This is a genomic window from Methylosinus sp. LW4 (assembly GCF_000379125.1).
Taxonomy (GTDB): domain Bacteria; phylum Pseudomonadota; class Alphaproteobacteria; order Rhizobiales; family Beijerinckiaceae; genus Methylosinus.
In genome coordinates this window covers 1,776,502-1,795,144 of sequence record NZ_KB900626.1, presented here as the reverse complement: position 1 = coordinate 1,795,144, position 18,643 = coordinate 1,776,502, and the positions used below count along the sequence as shown (strand labels likewise).

The following is an 18,643-nucleotide window of genomic DNA, read 5'->3' as shown; positions in this document are numbered from 1 at the left end:
CGTCAGCATCGCACCTTCTTGCTTTCCTGCTGAGCGATTTCTTTCACCCGCGCCGGCGCGCCCGGATATTTCACCGCGATCTCGCCGAAGGAGGCGCAGGCCTGCTCGTTCGCGCCGATCTCGTGCAGCGATTGGCCGAGCCGCAGCATGGCCTCCGGCCCCTGCGGCGAGGCCGGATGCTTGGCGGTGATCTCGAGATATTTCTCCGCCGCCTCGCGATAGCGCTTCCGCAAGAAGAAGCTCTCGCCCAGGTTGAAGATCGCCTGCGGCGCGAGCCGGCTCTTCGGGTTTCGGGTGAGAAAGCCGGCGAAACCCACTTCAGCGGCTTCATATTCGCCTTGACGCAGCTTGGAGACGGCGAGGTCGAACTCGTCTCTCGGCGTCTGCGGCGCGGTGGGCGTCGGCGAGAGCGCGGCGGAAGGGCCGGGGGGCGGCGGAGCGGCGGGCGCAGGCGCCGGCGCGTCGAGCCGCCCATGGACGAGATCGAGTGGCGCGCCCGGCGAGCGCAGATCGGTGACGCTGCCGGCCGTTGCGGCCGCCGGCAGCGGCGCGCTCGGCGGGGTCGAGCCGAGAGGACGCGGCGCGCCCGGCGCATTGGGGTTGGAGCCGGCGTCGAAAGCGTCATTATGGCGGGTTCCGCCGGAGGCTCCGGGCGCCGCGCCGGGGTCGAGAGCGTCATTGCGCCGCGTTCCGACCGGGGAGATGGAGCTCGGGCCGGGGAGGGCCGTTTCCGGCGTCGCGGCCACGCGCGGCGCTTGCGGCGGAGGGGCGGAGGCGGCCGCGCCGCTCTCCTGAGCGCGCCGCAGCTGCTCCTCGAGCCGCCGCACATTATGCTGCAGCTCCTCCACCTGGCCGTTGAGCGCGCGAATCTGGTTCTCGAGCCGGTCGATGCGCACGCTCGAGGCGCTCGCCTCGCGGCCGGCGGCGTCCTCCTCGGGATCGCGGTGGCCGAAGAGCTGCGTCACATCGAGGCGGCGGCCGATATTCTGGCCGATGTTCTGTATGCCCTGGCCGAGCTTGTCGAGGCGGGAGCCAGCGTCGGAATCGGCGGCGAGCGCGGCGCTTGCGGCCATCATGGCGCCGAGGGCGGCGCCGGCGAAAATGGAGCGTGACGAAAGGGTCATGGGAGGAATCGATCGCGAGAGCGGAGCGGGACGAGGCGTAGCATAAGCCGGCTTTCGACCAAAATTTGACGAAGCCGCGGCGAGCGTCGCACGAGATGTGGCAAAGACGAGTCTTCTCGCTGCTGGTCCGCATGGTATCGAGAGCGAGCCGGAAGGCTCGCGGTCCAAGGACGAGAGCCTTCGGGCTCGCTCTCGTGCTCTCGCGACTGTTTTGCTCGCAATGTTCGGACTGACGAAGCTTCGCCACGCCGCCCGCCTTTTCCTCTGCATGGGGGGCGCCGTCCATGCGCCCGCCGCCGGTTCGGCGCAGGAGGCGGCGGGCGTCTGCGCGCTCGAGGCCGCTGTTCCGGTCGAGATCGCGGCGCCGGGCTCCGATCTCGAGCTGTGGACGATGGACGGCCGCCGCTTGACCCTTTCGGGGCTCGAGCCGCCATCGGGCGCGGCCGCGCGCGAGAGCCTGCAGCGCTTCTTCGCCGAGCGTCTGCGCGCCGGCCGGCTCGTTTTCCTCGCCGCGCCGACAGCGACGCCGGATCGCTGGGGAGCGGCCGCGGCGGGGCTCTTCGTCGAGGGGGAGGGGAGCGACGCGCCGCTCGTCTCGCTGGCGGAAGCCGCGATCGGCGCCGGGCTCGCGCGCTTTCGCCCCGATCCGGCCGCATTCGCCTGCCGCAATGGGCTGCTCGCCGCGGAGGAGCAGGCGCGCAGACGAAAGCTTGGACTTTGGACCTCGGGCGAGTATCACATCCTCGACGCCGGCCGGCCCGAAACGCTCTTCGGAAAGAAGGGAATGGTTCTGGTGGAGGGCGTCGTCGGCGCGATCGGCGAGGCGGGCGGCTCTCTCTATCTGAATTTCGGGCCGCGCCGCGGAGATTTCGCTGTCGTGATCTGGAAACGCAATCTCGAGACATTCGCGCGGGCCGGAACGTCGCCCAGAATGCTCACGGGGCGGCGAGTGCGCGTGCGAGGATTGATTGACACAGCTTTTGGACCGCGCATGGAGATCCTCTCTCCGGCGCAGATCGAGCTCCTCCTCGGCGACGAGCGTGTCGGCGACGAGCGCCTCGGCTCGTCTGGCCGGCGGTGACGTGCGGCCGGCGGCCGGCGCGCGTCTCGCCGCGCTCGCGGTCTTCGTCCTTCTCGGCCTGTCCGGCTGCGCCCAGCTCGAGCGGCAGGGCGAGCTTCTCAATGGCGTCGGCGCTCAACATGCGCGGCTGCCCCCCGCCGTGCCGCGCACAGTGGGCGGCGAGCAGCCCTCCGCCTCCGAGCACAAGGAGCTGGTCTCGCAATTCGGCGGCGAATATCGCTTCCCCTCGGCGGAGCGCTATCTCGACGATATTTTGATCAAGCTGGCGCAGGCGAGCGACACGCCGGGCCAGGCCGCCTATCGCGTGACCATCCTCAACACGCCGGTGGTCAACGCTTTCGCCCTGCCGAGCGGCAATCTCTATGTCACGCGCGGCCTGCTCGCGCTCGCCGGCGACGCCTCCGAGGCGGCGGCGGTGATGGCGCATGAGATCGCCCATGTGAGCGCGCGGCACAGCGCGCTTCGCGCCGAGCGCGAGCGCGAGGCGGAGGTCATCAGCCAGGCCGCCGCCGTTATCCAGAGCAAGCAGAAGGGCGATGACGTGCGCGCCTCGCAGCGGCTCTCCTTCGCGAGCTTCTCGCGGCTGCAGGAGCTGGAGGCCGACTCCATCGGCGTGCGCGTGGTGGCGCGCGCGGGCTTCGATCCCTATGGCGCCTCGCGCTTCCTCGCCGCGCTCGGCAAATCGGCCGAGCTGCGCGCCGTTCTCTACGGCAAGAAGAAATCGCCCGAGCTGGACATATTGGCGACGCATCCCTCGACGCCCGATCGCATCGCCAAGGCGGTCGCGGCGGCGCGGCAGATCAGCGCGCCCGGAGTCGGCTCACGCGATCGCGAGGGCTATCTCGCCGCGATCAACGGCCTCGCTTATGGCGACGATCCCAATGACGGCTTCGTGCGCGGCCGCAAATTCGCGCATCCGCGACTGCGCTTCTCCTTCGTCGCGCCGGAGGGCTTTCTGCTCGAGAATTCGAGCGAGGCCGTCTTCGGCGTGAAGGAGGGCGACGATGAGGCGTTGCGCCTCGATCGCGTTCGCGCCCCGGTCGGCAAGACGCTCGAGGCCTATGTCGAATCGGGCTGGGTGGACGGGCTCTTGCGCTCGTCGATGAAACGTATCGACGTCAACAGTTTGCCGGCGGTGGTCGCCAGCGCGCGCGCCGGCGAATGGAATTTCAAGCTCGCCGTCATCCAGATCGACGACGAGCTCTATCGGCTGATCTTCGCCGTGCGCGCGCTCGACGAAGCGGCCGAGCGACGTTTCGCCGCTTCTGTCGCGACATTCCGACGCTCGAGCTGGGAAGAGTCTCTGGAGGCGCGTCCGCTGCATCTCTCCATCGTGAGCGCGGGCGCGGACGACACGGCGGAATCCATGGCGCAGCGCATGGTCGTTCCCAATCGTCCGCTCGAATATTTTCAATTGCTGAATGGCCTCGAGCATGGAGGCCGCCTCACGCCGGGCGAGAGATACAAGCTCGTCGTCGAGTGAGAAACGCTCACGACGGATGGAACCGTCGCGCTCCGAGAATGTTGTAAGCCTTAGAATTCCCGGGGGGGCGGACGGCGGCGCCGGTTGTGTGGCCGCTCGGGGATTCTCCTCAATCGAGGCATCGTCGCAGCGCTTTTTCCTCGGCCGATCCCTTCGGTCGAAAGCCTTCCGCGCGCGCGACTGCCACCCCGGAGAGCGAGAATGGCTTATTTGCCCGGAGTTGGACGCGAGCTCGTGAAAGCGGCCATGGATGCGCCCTTTCTCGAACGCGAGGAAGAGAAACGTCTGGCGGTCGCCTGGAAAGACCATAAGGACACGGATGCGTTGGATAAGCTGGCCTCCGCGCATATGCGGCTGGTGATCGCGCTCGCCGTGCGCTTTCGCCATTACGGCCTGCCTGTCGCCGATCTCGTTCAGGAAGGCCATGTCGGCTTGCTGGAGGCGGCCGCGCGTTTCGCGCCGGAACGCGACGTGCGCTTCTCCACCTATGCGACATGGTGGATTCGCGCATCGATCCAGGACTATGTGCTGCGCAATTGGTCGATCGTGCGCGGCGGCACCAGCTCCTCGCAAAAGGCGCTGTTCTTCAATCTTCGCCGGCTTCGCGCCAAGCTCGCGCATGCGCCGCAGTCGGAGGCGGGCGATGCTTTTCAGGCCATCGCCGGCGCCATCGGCGTCTCGCGCGCCGATGTGGAGCTGATGAACTCGCGTCTCGCCGGCTCCGACGTCTCGCTCAACAGCCAATTGGTGGAGGACGATTCCTCGACTTCCGCCGAGCGCATGGATTTTCTCGTCGATGATCGGCCGCTGCCGGACGAGGTCGTCGAGGATCGCGTCGACTCCGATCGTCGCGCGCGCTGGCTCGCCGATGCGCTGAAGCTCTTGTCGGAGCGCGAGCTGCGCATCGTGCAGGAGCGGCGGCTCAGCGAGAGCCTGGTGACGCTGGAATCGCTCGGCGATCGTCTCGGAATTTCCAAGGAGCGCGTGCGCCAGATCGAGAATCGCGCGCTGTGCAAGCTGCGCAAGGCGCTGACCAAAGCCCAGGAGACGCCGGAGACTGCCGCCGCCGCCGAGTAGGGCGGGCGGCTCTCTCCGCGCCGAAAAAAAACGCGGCCCCGACGGGCCGCGTTTTTTCGTGCAAATCAAAAGAAGGGGGCGCGACGTCAGGCGGCGCGCTCTTCGACGTCGTCCTCTTCGCCCTCGTCGTCGCTCGCATCGTCGCCGGCGTCCGCATCGGAGTCGCCCTTCGGACCGCCGCGGCGCGGACCCTTCTGCAGGAAGGACTCGATCAGCTTGAGCGATTCCGAATCGATGAGCTTGCGCACGGCCGCGACCTCGCGCGCCATGCGATCGAGCGCCGCCTCATAGAGCTGGCGCTCCGAATAAGACTGCTCCGGCTGCGTGTCGGACCGATAGAGATCGCGCACCACCTCGGCGATGGTGACGAGATCGCCCGAATTGATCTTGGCCTCATATTCCTGCGCGCGGCGCGACCACATGGTGCGCTTGACGCGCGCGCGGCCGCTCAGCGTCGAGAGCGCCTTGTCGACGACCTCGGCCTCGGCCAGCTTGCGCATGCCCACGGCGGCGACCTTGCTGGTCGGCACCTTCAGCGTCATCTTGTCCTTGATGAAGCTGACGACGAACAGCTCCAGGCTGAAGCCGGCCACTTCCTGCGTCTCGATCGCGATGATCTGTCCAACGCCATGCGCCGGATAGACGATGAACTCGTTCGTCTTGAACCCGAGCTTCTGCGCCGAGGTCTTCGCCTTCACGGGGGCGGGAGTCGGCTTGATGGGGGCCGCAGCCGCGGTGCGCGCGGCGACAATGGCCTTGGGCGAAAGGGCCGAGCCCGTCGCGGCGCTCGTGGGAGCGGCGGGGACGGGGGCTCTGGGCGCCGGCGAAGATTTGGCGGGAATCGCCTTTCCTTGTGTCGATTTTGGCACTGGAATGGTTTCGCTCGAAGCTGGAGTTGAAACGGGCGCCGTCGCATTCGGCTCGCTCGCCCCCGCATCGGGGACGTGCGCGGAGGCGGCGACGTCGGAGTGCTCGATATCGGTTTTGATCGCGCTCTGGCGCAAGGACGTTGTAATTCTCGTCTCCCCGGTTACGCCGGCCGCAACGGCGGTTGAAGTCTCATGTGAAGTTCCCAGCGGAGCCGCTTTCGCAGCCTGCGGGCGGATGGCCTCGCCTCGCGCCGCGTCGATGCTCGGCGCCGTGACGCTTTTCGCGTGAGGCGGAGCCTCGGCGTTCTTGGTGGGCGCGGTCGCTGCGCTCGCGCTGCGCTTGGCGTCGCTGTTATGGGCGGCGCTGGCGCGGGCTCTGGCCTTGCCCGCTCCTGCGGCAGCCTTGGGCGCGGCGACGCTTTTTGCAGGGGCGGCCTTGACGCTTCTCGAGGCGGCCGACTGCGAGGCGCCCGAGCGGGCGGCGCTCGCCTTGGCCGCCGTCTTGGCGGCGGCGCGCGTTCTGGCGGCGGAGCCCGTCTTGGCCCCGGCCTTGCTCGTCGTCGTTCTCGCGGCGGTCGCTCGCGAAGCGCTGGTTCTCGCGGCGGTCTTGCTCGCGGCCGTCTTGCCGGCGGCGGATTTCGCGCTTTTGGCGGAGGCGGGGGCCTTGGCGGCTGCGCTCTTCGACGATGCGGAAGTCTTGGCGGCTTTGGCCGCCGCGGTCTTGCTGGTCTTGCCGGCGGCGCTCGCGCTCGCGGGCTTTTTGGTCGAAGGCTCCGTCGCGACGGCCGAGGTCCGCGCCGTCCTGCTTCCCGCGCCGCGTCGCGCTCCGGCGACGGACGCCTTGCGGTTCTTTGCGGTCTTCTTGCTGGAAGAGGACATACGCGGATACTCCTTCTGTTGCCCCGCTGTGGAGACGGGGCGGAAGCTTCGTGACCGAATGGGCTCAACGCGCCCCGGCCAGGACAGCGCCAATGACCGCGCATGCTTTGGCTGGCGAAAGTCCGACGCTTCTACAATATAGAGCCGACATTGGCGGCGAGCGCCGCCATCTTCGCCCATTCTCGATGTCGGCGGCTGGCCGCTATTTCCCTTGTGGAAATCGCGACGCTTGCGCCCCTCGCGCCCGAAAGCTAATTCTTAATGTTCCGTATATCATGTGGTACGGGAAAAATCAAAGGAAAGGCGCCGGCGCCTTTCCGCATGGTTACGAGCGGCCGCGCTGGCGCCTTTGAATCTCTTAACGATTTCGCGAGCGCGTCCGCTGTGGACGACGGCGCGTCAGTCGCCTTCGCCGGGCTCGGGCGAGAAATGCGCCTCCAGCTTGCCGGGCTTGCCGTCCCATTCCTTGGCGTCGGCGGGCGGGTCGCGCTTGACCGTCACATTGGGCCAAGTCTGAGCGTATTCCGCGTTCAGCGCCATCCATTTCTCGAGGTCCGGCTCGGTGTCGGGCTTGATCGCCTCGGCCGGGCATTCCGGCTCGCACACGCCGCAATCGATACATTCGTCAGGATGGATCACCAACATGTTGGCGCCTTCGTAGAAGCAGTCCACAGGACAGACTTCGACGCAATCCATATATTTGCACTTGATACAGTTTTCCGTGACGACGTAAGGCATGGGGCGTCCTCGATCCGCGGGCTTGCTAGCGTTTTTGAGAATGGGTTGCAAGCGGCCTCCCGGCCCGCGCGGCGCGCATGATATCCTGCGAGGGGTTGGAAGGGAATCGGTCTATGGCGGAAATCGAATCGGCCTCGCAGGGCGTCTCGGCGCTGCCGGCGGCGCGCTGCGTGACGGCGCGGGCCTTGCTGCTCGGTGAGCGAATCGATACGGGCGGGCTCGAGCGCGCCGATCTCGTCTCCACATCGCCGCTCGCCTTTCCGGCGGGGCAGTCGGGCTTCGTCGTGCTCTACCGATTCGGCGTCGCCGTGCTGTTCGGACTGTCGCCGCTCGAGGAGGACGAGATTCTGGCCAAGGTCGGCGCCCGCGTCGCCGGCGCCGCCGCGCGCCGCGACGACGAGACGCTGGTGCTCGAGATCACGCCCGAGGGCGACGACAAGACGCTCGCCAATGGGCGGCTCGCGATCAAGGACGCCTCCGGCGAGCGGCTGCTGGTGGTCGCCGACGCTCTGGCCAAGAGCGTGGCGCTCGCCCGCGACGAGCGCCGCGTCAACGCCGTCTTCGACACGATCGAGCCTTTCGCCGCCGAGCTCGCCAGCAAAGGAAGGCCTCCCTTCCGCCGCCGCGCCATGCTGGAGCTGATTGGCCAGACGCTGCTGGTGCAGCATCGCGTCTCCGGCCGCGTCGCCGTGGAGGACAAGCCGGACGTGCTCTGGGACCGGCCGGATCTGGAGCGCCTCTACTCCAGGCTCGAGGACGAATACGAGCTGGAGGCCCGCGGCCAGACGCTCAAAGCCAAGGTCGATGTCATCGGCGAGACGGCGCGTGCGCTGACCGAGATCATCGACGTCGATCGCTCCGTGCGGCTGGAGGCGACGGTCGTCGTGCTGATTCTCGCGGAAATTCTGCTCACCCTGTTCCAGATATTCGTGCAGCGGGCGCATTGAGACCCTTTATGCCGGAAGCCCGCGCGTGACCCTCGGCCAGCTCTCCATTCTGGCTGCGGCTCTGTTTCTGGTCGGCTCGGCGGAGGTGGTCGCCGGGCCGCTGATGACGGCCATGGCGCCGGATTTCGGCGTCGCGCCCGCGGCCATCGCCTATCTGCCGGCGGCCTATGGCCTCGCCTATGCCGGCTTCGCCATCATCGCCGGGCCTTTGTCCGACCGATTCGGCCGCAAGCGGCCGTTGCAGGCGGGGCTGCTCGGTTTTGCGCTGCTCAGCGCCGCGCTGGCCAACTCCTCCAATCTTTCCGTGGCCATAGCGCTCAGCGGCCTCGCCGGCCTCTGCGGGGCTTTCGTTCAGCCCAATTCCCTGTCCTTCGTCGCCGATTCCTCTTCGCCGGAGGAGGTGGACATTCGCACGGCGCGCGTCTTCGTCGGGCTGATGTCGGCCTTCGTCATCACGCCCTCCATCGCCGGATGGATCGCCGACCGTTTCGGCTGGCGCTACGCCTATTATCTTCTGGCGTTGCTGGCGGCGCTCGCCTTTGTGGCGGTCTCGGCGGCGTTCCGGCCCGGCCGCGCGCATGGCGGCGGAGTGGTCTCCTTCGTCGCCACCCATAGGGGCGCGCTGGCGACGCCGGGCGTCCTGCGGCGGCTCGCGGCGAGCTATTTCTGGCTCGGCTCGGTGGCGGGCTTCGGCGTGGTGGTCGCGGATGTCGCGGCGCGCAAGCTGTCGCTCTTGCCGACCGACGCCGGCCTATTGGCGGGCTTTTTCGGCCTCGTCACCATCGCCGGCAATCTTTCCGGGCCGCTCGCGCGCCGGCTTCTCGCCTATCGGGCGCTGCCCATCGCCTGCCTTGCCGCCTCGGCCGGCGTTTTCGCTTTTGCGCTGCCGGCCGGCTCTGTCGCGCAGCTCGCGCTCATCGGCCTGCCTTGGGCCTTCGGCTATGGCTGCGGCGGGCCGCTGCATCACGCCCGGCTCAGCGGAATGTCGGCGCAGTTTCGCGGCACGATCAACTCCTATCACGCGAGCCTGCTGAACCTCGGCATCTTCTCGACGTCTTTCCTGTTCGGCGCGCTGGCGCCGAGCGGGCTCGGGATTTTTTTCGCGCTCATCGGCGGAATATCGCTGATCGGCGCGACGCTGCTCGTCGTCGCCAATCTCGCCGAGCGGCGCGCGCTCACCGACCGATGAAACCCACCGCCTCTTCGACGGCCGCGTCTGTCTCCCCCGGCGCGATCCAGCGGAACGACGGCAGCTGATGGCGGGCGAAGGTGAATTGCCGCTTCGAATAATGGCGCGTGTCGAGCTTGCCCTGCGTCGCCGCCTCCTCGAGCGGCAGCTCTCCGCGCAAATAGCGCAGCAAATGCGGAGCCCCATGCGCGCGCATCGCCGGCAGAGCGGGGTCGAGCCCGCGCGCGCCCATCGCCTCCACCTCCTCGAGGGCGCCTTTGCGGAGCATGTCGTCGAAGCGCGCGTCTATGCGCCGATAAAGCTCCTCGCGCTCTGGCGCGAGGAAGAAGGCGAGGCATTGCGACGGATCGAGCAGCGAGGCCATGCGCGCGCCTTGGAAAGAGGCGAGCGGCTTGCCCGTCGCCGCGAAGACTTCCAGCGCGCGCAATATGCGCTGCGGATCGGTCGGCCGCAGCCGCGCCGCCGTCTCGGGGTCGCGTTCGGAAAGGCGCGCGTGAAGATATTCCGGCGTCCGGCCTTCCGCTTCGGCGCGGATTTTTTCGCGAATCTCGGGTGGGACTTGCGGAATGTCCGAGAGGCCGTAGAGCGCGGCCTTGAAATACATGCCAGTTCCGCCGGCGACGATGGGCGTGACGCCTTCCTGGGCGAGCTTGTCGAGCAGGAGGCGAAAATCCTCTAGCCAGCGGCCGACGGAATAATTCACCGAAGCGTCGACATGGCCGAACAGCTCATGGCGGATGCTGCGCTCTTCCTCCAACGTCGGGCGGGCGGTCAAAATGCGCAGGTCGCGATAGACCTGCATCGAATCGGCGTTGACCACTGCGCCGCCGAGGCGCTGGGCGATCGCCAGCGCGAGAGCGGACTTGCCGCTCGCCGTCGGTCCTGCGATGAGAATGGCGCGTCTCGTCATCGGTCCTTCGCAACGACAAAACGAGCGAAATGTCAAAAGCCCTCGTCGAACATGTCGCGACTTTCATCGCCGGCGCCGGCGGCCCGAAGCTGACGGTCGAGGTCGTGCGCGCCGCTGCGCCCGCCGGCGCGGTGGTGTGGCTGGAGCAGGGCGTCGCTGCGGATGTCTTTTTTCCTCTTGCGCCGGATGCTTTGCCGGAGCGGCGTCTTTCGCTTCAGGCGGCCGCGCGCGAAGCCGGCGTCGATGTGATCGTCCAGCCGAAGGCGGGGCGGCGCAAGCGTCTCCTCGTCGCCGATATGGATTCGACCATGATCGGCCAGGAATGCGTCGACGAGCTGGCCGAATTCGCCGGCATTCGCGAGCGCATCGCGAAGATCACAGAGCGAGCGATGAGGGGCGAGCTGGAGTTCGAGCCGGCGCTGCGCGAGCGCGTCGTTCTGCTCGCGGGCCTGCCGGTCACGATCATCGAGACGATACTCGCCGAACGCATAAGCTTCACGCCGGGCGCGCGGCGGCTGATCGCGACCATGCGCGCCAATGGCGCCTATGCGGCGCTGGTTTCCGGCGGCTTCACCCTTTTCGCCGAGCGTATCGCGGCCAGCCTGGGCTTCGACGAGGCGCGCGCCAATCGGCTGGAGACGCGCGAGGGAAGAATCACCGGCGTGGTCCTGCCGCCGATCGCGGGCGCGGCCGCCAAGCGCGAGGCGCTCGAGGAATTGCGCGTGAGGCTGGCTCTGCCGGCGGAGGCGACGCTCGCGGTCGGCGACGGCGCCAATGATCTCGACATGCTCGCGGCGGCCGGCCTCGGCGTCGCCTATCACGCCAAGCCGAAAGTGGCGGAGGCCGCGGCCGCTCGCGTCGATCACGCCGATCTTTCGGCGCTGCTCTTCGCGCAGGGCTATCGACGCGAGGATTTCGTCGAGGCGGATATTCGCGAGGGTTGAAGGGCTCAGGCCCGGCTCTCCTGCGGCGGCTCGGCGATGGTGAAGCGAAAGCGGGCTCTCGTCGCCTCGGAGGTGAGAAAGGCGGCGATCCCGACGCCGATGAAATGCGCCAGCAGCAGCGCGAAATTCACCAGCAGCACGAATACATCCAGCGCGCGGATGATCTTATTGGGATCGGTGATGGCGATTCCGGGCGGCTGCGACACGGTTTTGGCGACCAGCAGCGAGACGCTGAGCGATAGGCCGATGAAGGAGACGATCACGCCGATGAGGCCGATCGCCAGGCCGAGCGTGAGAAACCAGAAGGCCGTGACCTTGTGGACGCCGAGATAATCCGCCTGCGCCACGGAACGTGCCGCGCGCGTGTAGAAAAAGGCGAGCGCCGTCGCCGCGCAGAGCAGGAGAAAAGCGAAGAGGCTCCAATAGATGGCGTCGCCATAGCCGGATTGGCTGGGGCTGAAGGCGCGGCCGGAGGTGGAAAATTGCAGCAGCACGGCGCTGGCCAGCGCTATGGCGAGCTGCGGCCAGAATTGCAGCCAGCCGAACAGGCGCAGACGCGCGGAGAGCCCCGCCGTCGGCGAGCGCTCGATCAGCACGGGCGTGAGCTTTGCCGATTCTGGCGGCGGCGGCGCGGGGGAAAAGCGCGAAAAGCCGCCCAGCGCGAAATAGAGGATGGTCGCGCCGGCGAGCGCATAGCCGAGCAGCCGATGCGCCGCCAGCAGCGCCTCCGAGACGGTCGTTCCGCCGAGGCCGAGCGGCTGCGTCCAGGCTGCGCCGAGAATATCGGAGAGCCGAGGGTCGGCGGCGGGCGAAACGGGCAGGGGATGGCCGAAGACCTCCAGCGGCGCGCCGCCGAAATAGCCCCAGAGCGCGCCGGTCGCGACCAGCAGCGCGAGCGAGAGATAGACGAGAAATTCGCAGAAGGCCGCCGCGACGCGGCGCCCCTTGGACCAGCGCGCGGGCAAGGCTGGCGGCGGAACCGCGAGCCGCAGCGCGATCTGCGCGATGAGCAGAGCGCCGGCGAGGACGCCGAGCGCGACATGCAGCGCGAAAGGCGGGCTGGCGAGCGGCCGCTCCGACTGAGCGGCGAGCCATCCGAGCGCCAGCGCGAGGGCGCCGATGAGGACGACCGAGAGGAAATTGGCGCGGGCGATGGTCGAGCGCATGGGAAAGACTGTCCGGCAAAAGAAAACGCCCGCGTCGATCTCCGACGCGGGCGATCTTTTCGCCAGATAGGGCGCTCGCGCGAAGGCGAAAGCCTGGGGCTGTCGTCAGTCCAGCGTCAGAGCGACGAAATGCGTGTCGCCCTGGGCGTTGGCGACGATCAGCAGCGCCGATTTCTTGCCGCCGTCCTTCAGCGCCTTCACCTTCTTCACCGCATCGGCGGGATCGGCGACCGGCTCCTGATTGATCTCGAGCAATATCTCGCCCGCCTGCAGACGCTTATCGGCCGCATCGGAGCGCGGATCGACGCCGGTGATGATGACGCCGTTCTTCACATTCTCTTTGATCTGGAAGCGGTTGCGCAGCTCGTCGGAGAGCGAGGAGAGTTCGAGGCCGAGCGCCTTTTGCGCGGCGGTCTTCTCGATATTCTCGCTCTTGGGCGAATCATTGGAGGCGAGCTTCTCGCCATCCTCGAGGCGGCCGAGCTTGATCGACTTCGTCTGCTCCTTGCCGTTGCGGACGATGAGGACCTCGACCTCCTTGCCCACCGGCGTCGCGGCGACGAGCTTGGGCAGATCGCGCGACTCCTTGATGGCCTTGCCGTCGAATTTGACGATGACGTCGCCGGCCTTCAGCCCCGCGGTCTTGGAAGGGCCTTTGTCGTCGACGCCCGCGACCAGCGCGCCGCGCGTCTGGCCGATGCCGAGATTCTCGGCGATGGTGTCATCGACATTCTGGATGCGCACGCCGAGCCAGCCGCGCCGCGTCTCGCCGAACTTCTGCAGCTGTTCGATGACCGGCTGCACTGTATTGGCCGGGGTCGCGAAGCCGATGCCGACCGAGCCGCCCGAGGGGGACAGAATGGCGGTGTTGATGCCGATCACCTCGCCGTCGAGATTGAACAGCGGGCCGCCGGAATTGCCTTTGTTTATCGAGGCGTCGGTCTGGATGTAATTGTCGTAGGGGCCGCTGTCGATATTGCGGTTGCGGGCCGAGACGATGCCGGCCGTCACCGAGCCGCCGAGGCCGAAAGGATTGCCGACCGCCAGCACCCAATCGCCGACGCGGGCCTTGTCGCTGTCGGCGAATTTCACCGCCTTCAGCGGCTTCTCGGGCTTCACCTTCAGCACCGCCACATCGACCTTCTGGTCCTTGCCGATCACCTCTGCCTTGAGCTTCTGCCCATCGGTGAAGATGACCGTCACCTCATTGGCGTCGGCGATGACGTGATTATTGGTGATGACGATGCCGGAGGCGTCGATGACGAAGCCGGAGCCCAGCGAGGCGGATTTGCGCTGGCGCGGCAGCTCCGGGCCGCCCTGGCCCTGCTGCTGCCGGCGCTTGAGGAATTCCTCGAACAATTCGTCGAAGGGCGTGGAGGGCTGGCCGCCGGGGCCGGCCTCCTTGGACGACCGCTTCTGGTCGACGGTCTGAGTCGCGGAGATGTTGACCACCGCGTCCTGCACCGATGCGGCGAGATCGGCCAGCGAATCGGGTCCCTTGGCGCGCGCCGGCGTCGCCGCCAGCGGGAGGGCGACGAGCGCGCCGACGAGCCCCGCGGCGAGGGCGCGCCTCAGCGCCGTGAAAAGCGAAACGGACGCGGCAGATGTCATACTATTGCTCTCCTGAGACCGGACGGCGCCTCGCGCGGCGGCGAAAGCGCGATTTGCGTTCCGCGCGATTCGACGGGCTGCGTAGACTGTCGGATGACTACGCTCGCACTCTGCCAGCAAAACGGCGAGAGTTGGGCGTTCGCTATAATCCTACCTTCTGTACCTTATTTTGATCGCCTTCGCGACTCTATTTCTTTTGCGGCGGAAGGGAGGTCGGCTCCTCGGCGGCCTTGCCGGCCGAGGGCGTCCCGAAAAAACGGAAGAAATCCGAGCGCGGGCCGACGAGAAAGCGCGTGTCGCCCGTTTTGAAGGCGGTCTCATAGGCCTGCATCGAGCGATAAAAGGCGAAGAAATCCGCGTCCTTGCCGAATGCCTCGGCGAAAATCCGGCTGCGCTCGGCGTCGCCTTCGCCCTTCAGCTGATCGGCCCGGCGTTGCGCCTCGGCCTTCAGCACGATCACGTCGCGATCGGCCTTGGCGGTGATCTTCTGCGCCTGCTCGGCGCCTTGCGCGCGATATTCCGCGGCCTCGCGGGCGCGCTCGGTCTGCATGCGGCCGTAGACTTTCTCGGAAATCTGCTGCGGGAGATCGACCCGGCGGATGCGCGCGTCGACCACCTCGACGCCGAACTTGCGCGCCTCGAGATTGGCCTGCTGACGGATTTTCACCATCAGCCCGGCGCGCTCGTCGCGTACGATTTGCTGCTGATTGGCCTCGCTGAGCACACGGCGCACGGCCGAGTTCAGTACCGAGGCGAGCTGATTGTTCGCCCCGGCTATGCCGCCCACCGATTGGTAGAAGCGTAGCGGATCGACGATTCGGTAGCGGATGAAGCTGTCGACCTCGAGCCGCTGATTGTCAGAGGCGAGCACCTCGAGGTTGGGGCTCTCGACGTCGAGAATGCGATTGTCGAGGAAGATCACATTCTCGATGAAGGGAATCTTGAAATGCAGGCCGGGCTCGGTGATGAGGCCGCGGCCGGCGACCGGCTCGCCGAATCGCAGCACCAGCGCCTGCTCCGTCTGGGTGACGGTGAACAGCGCGCCGCCCGCCGCGATCAGCGCCACGAGGGCGAGAAGAACGCCGAAGAGAGCGAGAGAACTCTTCACTTGCGGCCTCCTTGCGCCGCGGAGAAGCCGGGCAGCGGAAGATAGGGAACGACCGAGCCGCCGCCCGGCGGCTCGTCGATGATGACCTTCTCGGCGCCGCCGAGCACACGCTCCATCGTCTCGAGATAGAGGCGCTGGCGCGTCACAGAAGGCGCTTTCTTATACTGGTCGTAGATCTGGTCGAAGCGGGCCGCCTGGCCTTGCGCCTCGGCGACCACCTGCTCGCGATAGGCCTCGGCCTCCTGCAATATGCGGGCGGAGGCGCCGCGCGCTTCCGGCACGACGCGATTCGCATAGGCCTCGGCCTCATTGCCGAGCCGCTGGAGATCCTGCTGCGCGGCGGTCACGTCGCGGAAGGCGGCGATGACCGAGGCGGGCGGATCGACAGAGAGCAGCAGCACCTGCAGCACCAGAACGCCGCTGTGATAATCGTCCAGCACCTTTTGCATCAGCTGCTGGCTGGCCGGCTCGATGAGCTTGCGGTCGGCGGTCAGAATCTTCTGAATCTGCGACTGGCCGACGATCTCGCGCATGGCGCTCTCGGCGATCGCCTTCACCGTCGCGGCCGGATTGGCGACATTGAAGGCGAAATCCTCGGGATGAGCCGGGTCGATCTGCCAGAAGACGCGGAATTTGACGTCGGCGATGTTCTCGTCGCCGGTGAGCATGAGGCTCTCCTCCGGCGCCTCGGGCGCGAGCGGGCCGCGGCGGGAGGCGGCCGGCTGCTCGCGAAAGCCGATGTCGACGGCGTTGCGGTCGGTGACGGCGAGCTTGATCACCGTCCCGATCGGCGAGGGCAGATTATAGTTGAGGCCAGCCTGCGTTTTTCCGCGATATTTGCCGAAGATCAGATTGAGCCCGACCTCATTCGGCCCGACCGTGTAGAAGCCGCTGGCGAGCCAGGCGAGCAGCGTCAGCAGAGCGAGAATGGCGATTCCGCGCCCGCCGAGGCCAGAGGGCAGCATCTGGCGCAGGCCGTCCTGGCCGCGGCGCAGCAGCTCCTCGAGATCGGGCGGAGAACCGCCGGGCGGACTGCCGCCGCCCCAGGGGCCTTGGCCCCAAGGGCCATTGTCGTTCGGCTTGCGAGGGCCGCCGCCTTGACTGCTCCAGGGCATATCGTCTCTTTTTGAAAAGGGCCGTGCGCCCGAGGGCGGAACGCCGCTGATTTATAGGCGTCGCCGGGCGCATCGGCAATGCGCCGCCCGCCACCACCCCACGAAAAAACATCCGCATCCTTTAAAAGGCGCGGACGGAAAATCGTCAGTTCGGGCTGACGAGCGGATGCCCGACTCCGCCGCCGCCGCCCGAGGCGAGGCCGCCCGCGCCCGGATAGAAGACCGGCCCGGCGCGATAGGTCCGCGCGGCGCGCTGGCCGGCGCCGCCGCAGCTGTCGTCGAAGCTCCAATCCTCGCGGCCGAGCGGCTGCGGCGGGGTGACGAAATCGCCGGTGACGGTGACGAAGGTGCAGGCGGAGGCGAGCGTCCGGCAGACGCCGCCGAGAATCGAGCACACCTCGACGGCGCCGTCGTAGAGAACCACATCGGTGCGGCCGAAGACGACGCGGACGCCGAAGGCGGTGCCGCGGACGCCGATCGTCGCATTGGGCGTGCGCACGACGTAATCCTTGTGGCCGGCCGGCGCGCTGACGAAGCGGAACACGCCCTTGGCGGCGTTGAAGGTCACGCCATTCTCGCCGGAATAGACGAAATTATCGAGCTTGACGCGGGAGGAGGGGCCGAGCTGCAGATCGGTGCGGTCCTGGAAGACGAATTTTCCGCGGCTCTCGGTTCCGGTCAGCAGAACCTCTTGCGCGAAAATCTCGTCGCCCACGGTGAGCTTGGCGGCGGCGCGCTCGGCGATCTCGCCGCGCACGTCTTTCTCGATGGTGGCGGCCGAGCCGATCGCCGGCTCCGCCATGGCGGGGGACGCGAGCGTGGCGGAAACCGCGAGCGCCGCGGAAAGTCTACGCATGGGCGGTCCAACCTGTGAATCGAAAAGCAATGGCGCGCCGAAGGGCGGCAATCGCCCACATCTAGCCCCAGCGCGCGCCGGAGCGCAACCGTCGGCGGAATGGGGATGGAGGAGAAGGGGGCGCGAGGCGCTGGCGGAGACGGAGGGATTCGAACCCTCGATAGGGCTTTACAACCCTATAACGGTTTAGCAAACCGCCGCCTTCAGCCTCTCGGCCACGTCTCCGCAGGCGCTCGATGCGCTGTCGCCGAAGCATCCGAATCTCGGCGCTCCGGCGAGCGCGAGTTGAGATATGCCAAAGCGGCAAATTATTGGCAAGCGCAGTGTTGCGCGCGAATTATTTATGCACGGCCTTCCGCACTGTTGCGCAATTGACACAGGCTTGGACAAAATCCGCCGATCAGCCCTCCAACGGCCCCGCCTTTGTTGACGACAATCGTAATGATCCGTAGCTATTCACCACAGACGGCGCACCTCTGGTGGCCGGTTGTCGCGGTCGGCGATCGATCGTTGGGGGTCCTGGGGGCTCCGGCGGCGGCGGATCGAAGACCCATGAAATCTAACTGAGGGCCGTATGATGAAAAAGTCTTTGCTCGCCGCCACCGCTCTGGCGTTGGCCGTGTCCGCGGGCTCGGCGTTGGCTGCCGACCTGCCTTCCAAGAAGGCCGCTCCCCTGCTGCCGCCCCCGCCGCCGCCGGCCCTGTGGACTGGTTTCTACGTCGGCTTGAACGCGGGCTACACCTGGGACGAGAGCAGCTCGGTGACGGTGGCTTCCGGCTCGCTGGCCCCCTTCAATCCGATCGTCGGCATCGCCGGCTCGGGCGTGCTCGGCACGAGCGTCGACGGCTTCATCGGCGGCGGCCAGATCGGCTACAACTATCAGTTCGCTAACGCCTTCGTCGCCGGCATCGAGGCCGACATCCAGGGCGTCGCCGGCAGCAACAACGGCTCGTCCTCGGTCGCGGCTTTCGGCCCGCTGACCTCGACGATCAGCGCTACGAAGTCGATCGACTACCTCGGCACCGTCCGCGGCCGCCTCGGCTATCTCGTCACCCCCTCGCTGCTCATCTACGGCACGGGCGGTCTCGCCTACGGCCAGGCCAATCTGAGCAGCAGCGTCTTCCAGGCTGTCGGCGGTCTCGTCGGCACCTCGTCGAGCGCCTTCTCCGACACCCGCGTGGGCTGGACGGCCGGCGGCGGCGTCGAGTGGCTGTTCCTGCCGAAGTGGAGCGCCAAGGTCGAATATCTCTATTACGATCTCGGCACTGTCTCGACCTCGGGCGTGATCGGCTTCACGGGCATCGCCGCTCCGGTCGCCACCACCGCCACCTCGGCTCGCTTCAACGGCCATGTCGTTCGCGCCGGCGTGAACTACCACTTCAACCTGTTCAGCCCGGCCGCTGCTCCGGTCGTCGCCAAATACTGATTTGGCGATCGCCCGATAAGGGCGAGCGAATAGAAACGAGGAGCCCGGCCTTGCGCCGGGTTCTTTGCGTTTTCAATGTCTATCGCGGTCGCGATGGGGCTGGTTCGACAGCCGGGGAGA

General features: G+C 67.3%; 16 protein-coding genes and 1 tRNA gene. 7 read left to right on the top strand and 10 right to left on the bottom strand.

Annotation, left to right across the window (positions count from 1 at the left end):
• Positions 1–2 precede the first annotated feature (2 nt).
• Positions 3–1,124: a tol-pal system protein YbgF gene (gene ybgF, locus METLW4_RS24500; RefSeq protein WP_018265905.1), complete on the bottom strand. Its 1,122-nt coding sequence runs from the start codon at positions 1,122–1,124 to the stop codon at positions 3–5.
• A 220-nt stretch (positions 1,125–1,344) separates the two neighbouring features.
• On the opposite strand from ybgF, the gene METLW4_RS0109135 reads away from it, so the two are divergent.
• The 3 genes from METLW4_RS0109135 to METLW4_RS0109125 all read left to right on the top strand — a co-directional run bounded on the left by METLW4_RS0109135 (position 1,345) and on the right by METLW4_RS0109125 (position 4,765).
• Positions 1,345–2,205: a thermonuclease family protein gene (locus METLW4_RS0109135; RefSeq protein WP_018265904.1), complete on the top strand. Its 861-nt coding sequence runs from the start codon at positions 1,345–1,347 to the stop codon at positions 2,203–2,205.
• Positions 2,165–3,688 carry a M48 family metalloprotease gene (locus tag METLW4_RS0109130; protein ID WP_018265903.1) on the top strand — a complete coding sequence of 508 codons (1,524 nt, stop codon included), beginning with the start codon at positions 2,165–2,167 and terminating at the stop codon, positions 3,686–3,688. The genes METLW4_RS0109135 and METLW4_RS0109130 overlap by 41 nt, the downstream gene beginning before the upstream one ends.
• 201 nt (positions 3,689–3,889) lie before the next feature.
• On the top strand, positions 3,890–4,765 hold the full coding sequence (locus METLW4_RS0109125; protein ID WP_018265902.1) for an RNA polymerase factor sigma-32: 876 nt from the start codon (positions 3,890–3,892) through the stop codon (positions 4,763–4,765).
• 86 nt (positions 4,766–4,851) lie between these two features.
• On the opposite strand, the gene METLW4_RS28880 is transcribed toward METLW4_RS0109125, so the two are convergent.
• Entirely contained in the window at positions 4,852–6,513 is a 1,662-nt protein-coding gene (locus tag METLW4_RS28880) for a CarD family transcriptional regulator (RefSeq protein ID WP_083919249.1), read from the bottom strand.
• A gap of 399 nt (positions 6,514–6,912) precedes the next feature.
• A complete protein-coding gene (gene fdxA / locus METLW4_RS0109105; protein WP_018265898.1) occupies positions 6,913–7,251 on the bottom strand; it encodes a ferredoxin FdxA in 339 nt (112 codons plus the stop codon).
• 113 nt (positions 7,252–7,364) lie between these two features.
• Between fdxA and METLW4_RS0109100 the strand changes: the two genes are divergently transcribed.
• Both METLW4_RS0109100 and METLW4_RS0109095 read left to right on the top strand, forming a co-directional pair.
• A complete protein-coding gene (locus tag METLW4_RS0109100) occupies positions 7,365–8,198 on the top strand; it encodes an RMD1 family protein (RefSeq protein ID WP_018265897.1) in 834 nt (277 codons plus the stop codon).
• A 25-nt stretch (positions 8,199–8,223) separates the two neighbouring features.
• On the top strand, positions 8,224–9,387 hold the full coding sequence (locus METLW4_RS0109095) for an MFS transporter (RefSeq protein ID WP_018265896.1): 1,164 nt from the start codon (positions 8,224–8,226) through the stop codon (positions 9,385–9,387).
• On the opposite strand, the gene miaA is transcribed toward METLW4_RS0109095, so the two are convergent.
• Positions 9,374–10,297, bottom strand: coding sequence for a tRNA (adenosine(37)-N6)-dimethylallyltransferase MiaA (gene miaA, locus METLW4_RS0109090; protein WP_018265895.1), 924 nt, complete (start codon positions 10,295–10,297; stop codon positions 9,374–9,376). The genes METLW4_RS0109095 and miaA overlap by 14 nt on opposite strands.
• Positions 10,298–10,326: 29 nt before the next feature.
• On the opposite strand from miaA, the gene serB reads away from it, so the two are divergent.
• On the top strand, positions 10,327–11,241 hold the full coding sequence (gene serB, locus METLW4_RS0109085; protein WP_018265894.1) for a phosphoserine phosphatase SerB: 915 nt from the start codon (positions 10,327–10,329) through the stop codon (positions 11,239–11,241).
• Positions 11,242–11,246: 5 nt separating this feature from the next.
• Here the strand turns inward: serB and METLW4_RS26425 are convergent, their stop codons facing one another.
• The 6 genes from METLW4_RS26425 to METLW4_RS0109050 all read right to left on the bottom strand — a co-directional run bounded on the left by METLW4_RS26425 (position 11,247) and on the right by METLW4_RS0109050 (position 17,322).
• Entirely contained in the window at positions 11,247–12,407 is a 1,161-nt protein-coding gene (locus tag METLW4_RS26425; protein WP_018265893.1) for a DUF3611 family protein, read from the bottom strand.
• 105 nt (positions 12,408–12,512) lie between these two features.
• Complete coding sequence (locus tag METLW4_RS0109070) at positions 12,513–14,018, bottom strand: Do family serine endopeptidase (RefSeq protein ID WP_018265892.1); 1,506 nt, start codon at positions 14,016–14,018, stop codon at positions 12,513–12,515.
• A 187-nt stretch (positions 14,019–14,205) separates the two neighbouring features.
• Positions 14,206–15,126: a protease modulator HflC gene (gene hflC / locus METLW4_RS0109065; RefSeq protein WP_018265891.1), complete on the bottom strand. Its 921-nt coding sequence runs from the start codon at positions 15,124–15,126 to the stop codon at positions 14,206–14,208.
• The gene (gene hflK, locus METLW4_RS0109060) at positions 15,123–16,241 is read right to left on the bottom strand and encodes an FtsH protease activity modulator HflK (protein WP_018265890.1); all 1,119 of its coding nucleotides are present in this window, start codon (positions 16,239–16,241) and stop codon (positions 15,123–15,125) included. Before hflK ends, hflC begins: the two co-directional genes overlap by 4 nt.
• A 145-nt stretch (positions 16,242–16,386) precedes the next feature.
• Positions 16,387–17,097 carry a FecR family protein gene (locus METLW4_RS24490; RefSeq protein WP_083919248.1) on the bottom strand — a complete coding sequence of 237 codons (711 nt, stop codon included), beginning with the start codon at positions 17,095–17,097 and terminating at the stop codon, positions 16,387–16,389.
• 131 nt (positions 17,098–17,228) lie between these two features.
• Positions 17,229–17,322: transfer RNA gene (locus METLW4_RS0109050), tRNA-Ser, on the bottom strand.
• Positions 17,323–17,674: 352 nt separating this feature from the next.
• Between METLW4_RS0109050 and METLW4_RS0109045 the strand changes: the two genes are divergently transcribed.
• Entirely contained in the window at positions 17,675–18,523 is an 849-nt protein-coding gene (locus tag METLW4_RS0109045; protein WP_026191373.1) for an outer membrane protein, read from the top strand.
• Positions 18,524–18,643 lie beyond the last annotated feature (120 nt).